Annotated in this window: 12 protein-coding genes; 8 read left to right on the top strand and 4 right to left on the bottom strand. The window is 72.4% G+C overall.

The genetic code is table 11. The annotated features are described in order from the left end of the window. On the top strand, positions 1-479 hold a 479-nt coding region (locus tag AC3WLN_RS22570; RefSeq protein ID WP_492485020.1), incomplete at its 5' end, for a BA14K family protein. A gap of 99 nt (positions 480-578) precedes the next feature. Here the strand turns inward: AC3WLN_RS22570 and AC3WLN_RS22575 are convergent. Together AC3WLN_RS22575 and AC3WLN_RS22580 are read right to left on the bottom strand one after the other, a co-directional pair. Then, the gene (locus AC3WLN_RS22575; RefSeq protein ID WP_056354828.1) at positions 579-833 is read right to left on the bottom strand and encodes a hypothetical protein; all 255 of its coding nucleotides are present in this window, start codon (positions 831-833) and stop codon (positions 579-581) included. A gap of 218 nt (positions 834-1,051) precedes the next feature. Continuing rightward, entirely contained in the window at positions 1,052-1,789 is a 738-nt protein-coding gene (locus tag AC3WLN_RS22580; RefSeq protein ID WP_492485022.1) for a zinc metalloprotease, read from the bottom strand. A 290-nt stretch (positions 1,790-2,079) separates the two neighbouring features. Between AC3WLN_RS22580 and AC3WLN_RS22585 the strand changes: the two genes are divergently transcribed. The 3 genes from AC3WLN_RS22585 to AC3WLN_RS22595 all read left to right on the top strand — a co-directional run bounded on the left by AC3WLN_RS22585 (position 2,080) and on the right by AC3WLN_RS22595 (position 4,561). Continuing rightward, a complete protein-coding gene (locus AC3WLN_RS22585) occupies positions 2,080-2,925 on the top strand; it encodes an alpha/beta hydrolase (RefSeq protein WP_492485024.1) in 846 nt (281 codons plus the stop codon). Between the two features lie 25 nt (positions 2,926-2,950). Further along, on the top strand, positions 2,951-3,325 hold the full coding sequence (locus tag AC3WLN_RS22590; protein WP_492485026.1) for a restriction endonuclease: 375 nt from the start codon (positions 2,951-2,953) through the stop codon (positions 3,323-3,325). A 123-nt stretch (positions 3,326-3,448) separates the two neighbouring features. After that, on the top strand, positions 3,449-4,561 hold the full coding sequence (locus AC3WLN_RS22595) for an acyltransferase family protein (RefSeq protein ID WP_492485028.1): 1,113 nt from the start codon (positions 3,449-3,451) through the stop codon (positions 4,559-4,561). A 4-nt stretch (positions 4,562-4,565) separates the two neighbouring features. Here the strand turns inward: AC3WLN_RS22595 and AC3WLN_RS22600 are convergent, their stop codons facing one another. Beyond that, positions 4,566-5,423: a glutamine amidotransferase-related protein gene (locus AC3WLN_RS22600; protein ID WP_492485030.1), complete on the bottom strand. Its 858-nt coding sequence runs from the start codon at positions 5,421-5,423 to the stop codon at positions 4,566-4,568. 145 nt (positions 5,424-5,568) lie between these two features. Between AC3WLN_RS22600 and AC3WLN_RS22605 the strand changes: the two genes are divergently transcribed. Continuing rightward, positions 5,569-5,856: a hypothetical protein gene (locus AC3WLN_RS22605; RefSeq protein WP_492485031.1), complete on the top strand. Its 288-nt coding sequence runs from the start codon at positions 5,569-5,571 to the stop codon at positions 5,854-5,856. Positions 5,857-5,869: 13 nt separating this feature from the next. On the opposite strand, the gene AC3WLN_RS22610 is transcribed toward AC3WLN_RS22605, so the two are convergent. Continuing rightward, on the bottom strand, positions 5,870-6,079 hold the full coding sequence (locus AC3WLN_RS22610) for a hypothetical protein (RefSeq protein ID WP_492485033.1): 210 nt from the start codon (positions 6,077-6,079) through the stop codon (positions 5,870-5,872). Positions 6,080-6,256: 177 nt separating this feature from the next. Here AC3WLN_RS22610 and AC3WLN_RS22615 point away from each other — a divergent pair, with 177 nt between their 5' ends. The 3 genes from AC3WLN_RS22615 to AC3WLN_RS22625 all read left to right on the top strand — a co-directional run. Beyond that, positions 6,257-6,580, top strand: coding sequence for a hypothetical protein (locus AC3WLN_RS22615; protein WP_492485035.1), 324 nt, complete (start codon positions 6,257-6,259; stop codon positions 6,578-6,580). A 110-nt stretch (positions 6,581-6,690) separates the two neighbouring features. Next, positions 6,691-7,140: a GNAT family N-acetyltransferase gene (locus tag AC3WLN_RS22620; RefSeq protein ID WP_492485037.1), complete on the top strand. Its 450-nt coding sequence runs from the start codon at positions 6,691-6,693 to the stop codon at positions 7,138-7,140. A 252-nt stretch (positions 7,141-7,392) separates the two neighbouring features. Continuing rightward, positions 7,393-9,526, top strand: a 2,134-nt coding sequence (locus AC3WLN_RS22625) for a transglycosylase domain-containing protein (RefSeq protein WP_492485039.1), incomplete at its 3' end; no start/stop codon positions are given.

Genomic DNA, 9,526 nt, shown 5'->3' on the forward strand with positions numbered 1-9,526 from the left:
GCCTCGCCCAGGGGGGCTTCAACCGGGGCGGGTTCAACCGGGGCGGAGCCATCGGCGTGGGCGCCGGTGCCGTCGGTGCCGGAGCGGGCCTCGCCGCCGGCAACGGCTTCCGGGGCGATCGCGGCGGGTTCAACCGGGGCGGCGCCTATGCCGGGCGCGGCTACGGCTATCGCCGCGGCTACGGCGGTCTCGGCCTCGGGCTCGGCCTGGGTCTCGCGGGCGCCGGCATCGGCTACGGCCTCGGCAGCGCCTATGGCGGCTATTACGGCGACGATTACTACGCCGGCGGCTATGCACCGGCCTATTCCGGCGGCTACGCGCCCTATGGCGGCGGCTATGCCGCGACGGGCTACGAGGCCGGCCCGGAGGTCGCGACCAGCGGCGAGGACGTGGCCTACTGCGTCCAGCGCTTCCGCTCCTACGACCGCCGCACCGGCACCTATCTCGGCAATGACGGCCAGCGTCACGCCTGCCCGTAGCGGCCACGGGTGACCGCAGGATCGAGGGGCTCCGCCGCGAGGCGGGGCCCTTTCGCGTTTCGGGCCGTCAGGTTCGTGGAGGCCGGCGGCCGGTCCGCCTCAGGACCCCTGCAGGCTCTCGGCGAAATCGTCCGGCACCTCGCCGAAGCTGCCGAGAATGGTCGCGCTCTCCAGTTCTCCCGTCTCGTCGTCGGCCACGACCTTGATCGCCGCCGTGCCGGGAAAGCGCGCCGCCATGGCTTCGGCCTTCTTCAAGGCACCGCTCTCGGTCACCGCCACCTCGCGGTCGCCCGGCGAGAGCCGCTTGCGCTTGAGCACGAAGGTCTGCACCAGAAAGGTCGTCTTGAGGGCCATGACAGGGTCTTTCCACCGGGCGCGCCGGATCGGGTCGGGTCCGGAGGCCAGGGCACCTAGCACGAAAGCCCGCGAGGGCCCCACGATGCCCCGATACCCCGATGCCCCGATGCCGCGGCCGCGTCGTCCCGCCTTCGGGCCGCCCCCTCCTGGCGGGGCGAACGGCCAGGCCCGTCATCGCGCACATCCCGCCCCATGCGCTTCCCGCGACGTCTCGCTCACCAGAGGCGGACGAGCCCGAACCCCGCGATGACATCCGCCAGATCGATGCCGAACGCCCCGGTCAGCAACAGGCTCACCCGAAACAGGGGACGGGTGAAGGCCGACGAGGCCAGGAACAGGCCGAGCAGCACCAGACCGGAATGCCGGGCCATGCGGTCCGTCCAGGTCCAGAGGGCGGTGGCGTTCGCGGACAGCCAGGGCCGGAGGATGTCGTAGCCGTCGAGGCCCGGGACCGGCATCAGCCCGAGCACCAGGGCCGTGCCCTGGAACAGCACCGAGACGGCGAGCACCGCCCGCAGGGGCTCCGCCCCCGCACTCGATAGGGCATAGAGGAACGCCAGCACGAGCAGGAAGGCGAAGCTCATCGCCGGGCCAGCGGCCGCGATCGCCGACCGCCGGCCGCGGCCGAAGCCATCCAGGGAAGGAGCCCCGACCCCGCCCGGGAACCCGATCCCACCCATGACGGTGAAGAGCACGGGCAGCAGCATGGTGGCCACCGGGTTGGGCGCACGCAGCGGATCGAGGGTGAGCGCCCCGGTCCGGGGCAGGCCCCAGATCCGCGCGGCGCGGGCATGTCCGTACTCGTGCAGGCACAATCCCAGCACCCAGCCGGCCATCAGGAACACGAAGGCGGCGCCGGAGCCCGCGAGCGCCCCCGTGCCGATGCCGAAGCCGACCCCGCTGAAGATCAGCCCGACGAGGAGCACGTTCGTGCTCAGGCGGGGTTCGTCCATGCTCCGCGCATGGCCGGGCGATCCCGTCATGCGAAGGCGCGCCGCGCGGGCGCGGCACGGCGAGGACGGTTCCCGAGGAGCCGGCGTTCGGGGGAGGCGGAGGCGGGGGCTGTCACGCGACGCAACATCGCTGGTGACACGGCAAAGTCCAGTCCCTAACTCTCGGCGACGCCCCGATGCCCCCTCCATCCCCCGGGTCCGGTGCGATCCGGCGCCCCGTCGCGAAGGATCGGGACCGCCGCTCGGTCGCGAGCCCTGCCTTGGATCGAGCCTTGCCCCGGATCGAGCGCATGCGCTTCCTCGTCTCCCTCCTGGTCACCGCGTTCCTCGGCCTCGCTCTCCTGGCCGTGACCCTGCTGACCGTGTTTCAGCGCCACCTGATCTACCCCGGCGCCTACCGCAGCCAGGCCCCCGCGGCGGGGCGCACGGCACCCGCGGGGACGGAGGCGGTCAGCCTGCCGACGGCCGACGGGGAGCGCCTGTTCGGCTTCTGGCGCGCCCCCGAACCGGGCTGTCCGGTGGTCCTGAGTTTCCACGGCAACGGCTCGCGGCCCGAGCCCGGCGCGGCGCGCTTTGCCGGAGCGCCCTGGCGCGCGGCCGGCTGGGGCGTCCTCGCCATCGCCTATCGCGGCTATCCCGGCTCGACCGGGAGCCCGAGCGAGGCGGGCCTGATCGCCGACGGACAGGCGGCCTACGCGATGGTCCAGGCCCGGGCTCCCGGGGCCGCGGTCCTGCTGCACGGGCACTCCCTCGGCGCCGCGGTGGCGGTGGCCCTGGCGGAGACCCGGCCGCATCTCGGCCTCTACCTGGAAGCGCCCTTCGACTCGCTCGCCGCCATCGTCGCAGGCCGCTTCCCGTTCCTGCCGACCCGCCTCCTCCTGCGCGACACCTTCCGGTCCGATGCGCGCATCGCCGCGGAGGGCGGCCCGGTCCTTATCGTCCACGGCACGGACGACGCCGTGGTGCCGGTGGCCCATGCCGAGCGGCTGGCGGCACGGGCCGGGCCGCGCGCACAGATTGCGGTGATCGCCGGCGACCACGTCTCCATTCTCGGAACGCAGGACGATCGGGCCCTCGACGTCTTCCGACCGAACGATCCCGCCTGCCGTCCACTTGTCCCGGCGGCGGTCCAGTGACGAATCCTGCCGACGGGAGAGACCCTTGGGACGACGAGCCCGACTCTGGCGCGAAGACGATCCGGCGACGCACGGTCCGCGGGCCAAGCCCGCGGTATTCTGCCCGCTCTGCGAACGGCCGATCCCGCCCCAGGCCAGATCGAGCCTGCACCACCTGACCCCGAAGCTGAAGGGCGGGGCGCGGGCCGGAACGGTGCGCCTGCACCAGATCTGCCACTCGGCGATCCATGCCCGCTTCAGCGAGGCCGAGATCGCCCGCCGCCTGGCCGACGTGGATGCCCTGCGGGCGGCCCCCGAGATGGCGGAGTTCCTGGCCTGGGTCCGGACCAAGCCGGACGACTTCCATGCCGCGACCCGGATGACCCGCGGCCGCCGGGGGGCCAAGCGCGACCCGCATTGAGGCCGGCAAAACGGTGCACGGCCTTTACCCCCCGTTCGGCATGATCCGCAGGCGTTGCACGCCGTATCCGCCTCCTTAAGACCTCGCGCCGAAGGATACCGGTCCTCTGGGCGGGGACGGATCATGGCGGTGGTCGAGGCTGGGCAAGGAACGGAGCGGCGGGCGGCGGTCTCACCGGACGATGCGAGCCGGCTCGCCTGGGTGGACGTCGCCAAGGGCCTCTGCATCATCCTCGTGGTGATGATGCATTCGACGCTGGGCACCGGCATCGCCATGGAGGGCGAGGGTTTCCTCCACACCGTGGTGGCCTTCGCGCGCCCCTTCCGCATCCCGGACTTCTTCCTGCTGTCGGGGCTGTTCCTCGGGCGGGTGATCGATCGCGACTGGCGCCTGTTCCTCGACCGGCGCCTCGTGCACTTCGTGTATTTCTACGGGCTCTGGGTGCTGATCCAGTCGGCGTTCAAGTACGGCCAGATCGTCGACGGGGCCGGGCCCGGGGCCTTCGTCGCCCACCTCGCCCTCGCCGTGGTCGAACCCTACTCGACGCTGTGGTTCATCTACCTGCTGGCGGTGTTCTCCGTGCTGACCAAGGCGCTCCGCTCGGTGCCGGCGCCCTTGCTCCTCGGCGTCGCGGCCCTGCTGGAGCTCCTGCCGGTCCACACCGGATCGGAGCTGATCAACGAGTTCTGCGACCGCTACGTCTGGTTCCTCGTCGGCTATCTCTTCGCCGGGCGCATCTTCGGCTTCGCCGACCTCGTCCAGCGGCACGCCCGCACCGCCCTCCTCGGCCTCCTGCTGTGGGCCGCGCTCAACGCCGCCCTGGTCTTCGTCCCCACGGGCTGGCCGGCCGTCCCCGCGCTGGCGAACCTCCCGGGACTCGGCCTCGTCCTGAGCGGCGCCGGCGCCCTCGCGATCGTCGCCATCGGCGCCCTGATGTCCCGGGCCGGGGGACCGGTGACGGCGGCCCTGCGGGCCTGCGGCCAGCGCTCGATCGTGATCTACCTCGCGTTCTTCCTGCCGATGGCTCTGACCCGCACGCTGATCGTGAAGACCGGGGTCATCGCGGATATCGGCTGGGCGAGCCTCGTCGTGACGGTGGTGGCGCTCCTGGTTCCGCTGGCCTTCGAGCGGGCGATCCGTCACACCCGGCTGTCGTTCCTGTTCGTTCGGCCCCGGGCCTTCCACATCGTCGGCGCCCGCCCCCGGTCGGGCGCCCCGGCCCTGCACCCGGTCTGAACCGTCAGGCCGCGGCCTCGACCCGCGGGCGCACCAGCCGGTCGAGGAAGTTGCCGATCTCCGCCCGTCGGCGGGCCGGCTCCAGCAGGTCGACTCCGAGGCGATGGCGGGCGATCAGGTCCCGCTGCCCCGCCGGATCTTCATGGATGCGGCAGAGATCGGCCGCATAGGCCTCGACGGCGGCGTGGTCGGGCAATGCGCCGGCCTCCACCACGTCGTCGGCGCTGAGGCGCAGCATCGCCGCGAGCGCATCGAGGTCGAGTTCCGGGTGGTACTGGGTGCCCCAGAACACCCCCGCCCCCTGGTGGATCTCGATCGCCTGGACCGACAGGACCCCGTTGCCCGCCAGGACGGTGGCATGGGCCGGCGGCGTGATGACGGCGTCGAGATGCATGGCCGGGGCGTCGAAGCGGTCGCGACGCCCGGCGAGGAGCGGATGCGTGCGGCCGGCCTCGGTCCGGACGAGGTCCCGCGAGAAGCCGTATTCCGGACCTTTCGGATTGCGGGCTGCATGGCCGCCGGCCACCACCGCGGCCACCTGCACGCCCCAGCAGGAGCCGAAGACCGGGAGCCCGGCGCCGAGGGCGTCGCGGACGAGATCGATCTGGCGCCGCACGGCGTCGGACTCGTCGCAGACATGCAGGGTGGAGCCGGTCACGAACAGGGCGTCGAAGCCGGCGAGCGCCATCCCGGGGGGCAGCGCCGCGTCGGAATCGGCCGGGTTGATCAGCGTGGTGGCGACCCCCGGCGAGACCTGGTCCAGCACCTCCGCGTAGGCCTCGGCGGAGGTGACGCCGGTCCCCGAAACGTGAGCGGCCCGCCCCGCTCGGTCGTTTCCATCGGCCACGAGAAGGTGCAGCATGTCCTGGGCCCCATCCGGCCCGGGGGCCGGCCAAAGGGACGGGGAACGATCCCTGCACCCCCTCGTTCCCGTCAGGGTGGACGCCGCATCGCCGCATGACGACGCGGTGCCGATCCGCACCCCGAGCACAGGATCGGAGCCTCCGATGGCCACGCGACGTCCCGCGACCGCCCCGCTCGATCGCGCCCGTCCGGCGCTCCTCAGCCTCACCCTCGCGGGCTTCGCGCTGGGAATCGCGTCCGGTCCCGCCGCGGCGCAGTACATGGCCCTGACGGCGCCGGCGCCGAAGCCTGCCGCCCCCGAGCCGCCGAAGCCGGTGCCGCCGACGGCCCGACCGGTCGCGCATGCCTTCAACGGGCAGTTGCCGAACCAGCGCACGGGTCAGGGGCGCCAGCGCGTGGTCCGCGACATCTGCATCGGCTGCGACCGCTGATCCGACCGCGGCGTCAGGGCTCGTCCCGGACCCCGCGCGTGATTGCCTCCACCATGCCCTGGGACAGGCGCACGAACTGGCCTGTGCCGTGCCCGCGCGCGTCGAGCAGTTCGGCGAAGACGGGCTTTGCCGGCTCGTAGGCCAGGGCTTCGCGCGACCGGGGCCTGCGGCGCTTCTCGCGCAGGCGATCGGCAAGGGCGGCAGGAACGAACGGATCGCGCAAGTCCGGCAGGCTCCTCGGAGGGGCCTCGCGGGGCGGGCCCGCGCGGCGAGGCCCGGGCTTAGGACCGTGCCGGTTGCCGGATTCTTAAGAGCCGGCGACGGCGACGGACGGGCCCGCCATGGCGGAACCCTATTCCGGGGGCCGAGGTTGGGTCTGTCGAACAGGGAGAAATACTTTATGCCTGACAGCGTGTTGGCCACCGTGACCGTTCCGTCCCTCAGGGCTGCCCGCGCGGCGCGGGAGCGCCTGTCGCGGGCCGGCTTCGCGCGCAACAGCGTCGAGATCGACCGCCTCGACGACGATGGTTTCGAGGTTTCGATCGCGACCCGGCCGGAGAACCATGCCCGCGCCGAGCGCATCCTGAGCGGCTCGCCGCTGGGCAACGATCTCCGCGCGGCGGGCCAGGTCGCAGTGAGCCGCCTTCAGGACAATCGCGGCCTCGCCCTCGGCCTCGCGGCCCTGGCGGGCTTCGCCCTGTTCGGGCTGATGCGGCGAGACTAGAGCATTGTCCTCACGCGAGCCGGCATCCCCCTCCCTTGCACCTGGGTGAGAACGGCTCGAAGATTCCTCGCTCCGCCGGCCCCGGCCGACGGAGCAGACCGGAGTGATGCGTGGCGAGCCGTTACGGGCTGGAGATCCGGGCGGCGCAGGGCGGTGACGCCGCGGGCCTCGCCGAACTCCTGCGCGCCTCCGGCCATCCCGTCGCCGCCGAAGCCCTGGCCGAGCGGATCGAGGCCCTGCGGCAGGGACCCGGCGTCGCCCTCGTGGCGGTCGAATGGGGTCCGCCGAGCGGCCTCGTCGTCCTGCACTGGTATCCCTCCCTGGCCGTGAGCCTGCCGACCGCCCAGATCACCACTCTCTTGGTCGACCCCGACGCAAGACGGCGCGGCATCGGCCGCCTCCTCCTGAAGGCGGCCTCCCAGGCGGCCCGCTCCGCCGGATGCGGCGATCTCCAGTTGCTGGCCGGTCCCGGACAGGCAGAGTTGCAGGCCTTCGGCGCCGCCACCGGGTTCAGCGACCAGGGCGCCCTGTCGGTCAGGCCCCTGCGCAAGAAGGGGTGAATCGACCCGACGTTTCCCGGACCGCTCCGCAGCGCGGGGGCGCGGCCAACTCCCCTGCTCCGCCCCGAGCGGGTCCGCCTGCCTGACTCTCGGCGGACCATGCGCGGCACGGACCGCCGGAGTCATCCAATTTCCCCTGATATTTCAAGACGTTGAAAATTCGGCCGGTTAACACCCCTTAAACCCGCCGCAATTACCGTGCGCAAGCAGGGTCGCTCGAATCGCGAACGAACCTTGGGGCAGACGGGACGCATGGCGAAGGGACGCGCAGGCGGAGGCAGGGGGGAGCCGAACTTCGACGTGCCCGAGGGCCGCGTCGGGGACCCGGCCGATCTCGACCTGCGGCTCTCGCGCTCCGATCGCGCGGGAGGCGGCGTGGCACGAGGCGAGTCAGTTTCGAAGGGTGGCCGCGGCGCGAAGGGCCGCGCATCCGCCGCCCCGCCGGCGCGGGCCCTGCGCAAGGCGCCGCGCCGGGCGCGCCGCTCGATCCTTGGGCGGCTGGCCTACAGCGTCCTCGTCCTCGGCCTCTGGGGCGTGATCGGCATCGCCGGGCTCGTGGCCTACCATGCCTCGCAGCTGCCGCCGATCGACCAACTCGCCGTGCCCAAGCGGCCGCCCAACATCGCGATCCTGGCGAGCGACGGCTCTCTGCTGGCCAATCGCGGCGAGACCGGCGGCCGGGTCGTCAGCATCAAGGAACTGCCGCCCTACCTGCCGCGCGCCTTCGTGGCGATCGAGGACCGGCGCTTCTACAGCCACCTCGGCGTCGACCCCGTGGGCATCGCCCGGGCGGTGGCCCAGAACATCACCCGCCGGGGCGTGTCGCAGGGCGGCTCGACCCTGACGCAGCAGCTCGCCAAGAACCTGTTCCTCACCCCGGAGCGCTCGGCATCGCGCAAGATCCAGGAGGCGATCCTGGCCCTGTGGCTGGAGCACAAGTACAGCAAGGACGAAATCCTCGAACTCTACCTGAACCGCGTCTACTTCGGGGCCGGCGCCTACGGCGTCGAGGCGGCCGCCCAGCGCTACTTCGGCAAGCCGGCGAAATCCGTGACCCTGGCGGAGGCCGCGATGCTCGGCGGCCTCGTGCAGGCACCCTCGCGGCTGGCGCCGAACCGCAACCTGCCCGCCGCCCAGGCCCGCGCCGCTCAGGTGCTCGCCGCCATGGAGGAGCTGGGCTTCGCCAAACCCGCCGACGCCAAGCTGGCCCTGGCGAGCCCGGCCCGGCCCGCCGGCGTGCGCGGCGGCGGCTCGGCCAACTACGTCGCCGACCTCGTGATGGACGTCCTCGACGACTTCGTGCCGAAGTTCGAGAGCGACATCGTCATCAGCACCACCGTCGACACCGGCCTCCAGGCCGCCGGCGAGAAGGCGCTGGTGGACGAGCTGAACCAGAAGGGCGGCCGCTACAACGTCGCCCAGGGCGCCCTCGTGTCGATGAAGCCGGACGGGGCGATCCGCGCCCTGGTGGGCGGGCGCGACTACGCCCAGAGCCAGTTCAACCGCGCCACCACGGCCAAGCGCCAGCCCGGCTCGTCGTTCAAGCCCTTCGTCTATCTCGCGGCGGTCGAGCACGGCCTGACCCCCGACACGGTGCGCGACGACGCGCCGATCACCATCAAGGGCTGGAGCCCGGAGAACTATTCGCGCGACTACCGGGGGGCCGTGACCCTGCGCGACGCCCTCGCGCTGTCCCTCAACACCGTGGCGGTCCGCCTCGGCCAGGAGGTCGGCCCCAGGGCCGTGGTGCAGACGGCCCAGCGGCTCGGCATCTCCTCGCCGCTCCAGGCCAACGGCTCGATCGCGCTCGGCACCTCGGAGGTGACGCCTTTGGAGATGGTCGGCGCCTACGCCGCCTTCGCCAATGGCGGCACGGGCGTGATCCCCTACGTGATCGCCAGCGTGAAGAGCGCCGACGGCAAGGTGCTCTACAAGCGCAAGGACGGCGGTCTCGGCCGCGTCATCGACGCCAACGCGGTCTCGATGATGAACGCGATGATGCACGAGACCTTCGTCACCGGCACCGCCAAGAAGGCGGAGGTCCCGGGCTGGGACCTCGCCGGCAAGACCGGCACCAGCCAGGATTTCCGCGATGCCTGGTTCATCGGCTACTCGGCCACCCTGGTGACCGGAATCTGGCTCGGCAACGACGACGGCGAGTCGACGAAGAAGGTCTCGGGCGGCAACCTGCCGGGCGAGATCTGGAAGGCCTACATGACCGTGGCGCTGAAGGGCCAGAGCCCGGTGATGCTCCCCGGCGCCAATCGCTGGCGCAACCGCGGCCCGTCCGAGCCCGCCGTCACCAACAGCACCCCGGGCGGCCTGATCGGCGCTCTCCTGGGCGAGCCGCAGCCGGCGGCCCCGCCCCGCCCCACCCCCCCCCCCC

It is taken from the genome of Methylobacterium sp. FW306-05-D, from assembly GCF_058782155.1.

Excerpts from the sequence above, each read along its gene's own strand:
- AC3WLN_RS22605 (WP_492485031.1), top strand. The coding sequence starts at position 5,569 with ATGGCCACGCGACGTCCCGCGACCGCCCCGCTCGATCGCGCCCGTCCG.
- AC3WLN_RS22595 (WP_492485028.1), top strand. The coding sequence starts at position 3,449 with ATGGCGGTGGTCGAGGCTGGGCAAGGAACGGAGCGGCGGGCGGCGGTC.
- AC3WLN_RS22615 (WP_492485035.1), top strand. The coding sequence starts at position 6,257 with ATGCCTGACAGCGTGTTGGCCACCGTGACCGTTCCGTCCCTCAGGGCT.
- AC3WLN_RS22580 (WP_492485022.1), bottom strand. The coding sequence starts at position 1,789 with ATGGACGAACCCCGCCTGAGCACGAACGTGCTCCTCGTCGGGCTGATC.
- AC3WLN_RS22600 (WP_492485030.1), bottom strand. The coding sequence starts at position 5,423 with ATGCTGCACCTTCTCGTGGCCGATGGAAACGACCGAGCGGGGCGGGCC.
- AC3WLN_RS22585 (WP_492485024.1), top strand. The coding sequence starts at position 2,080 with ATGCGCTTCCTCGTCTCCCTCCTGGTCACCGCGTTCCTCGGCCTCGCT.
- AC3WLN_RS22575 (WP_056354828.1), bottom strand. The coding sequence starts at position 833 with ATGGCCCTCAAGACGACCTTTCTGGTGCAGACCTTCGTGCTCAAGCGC.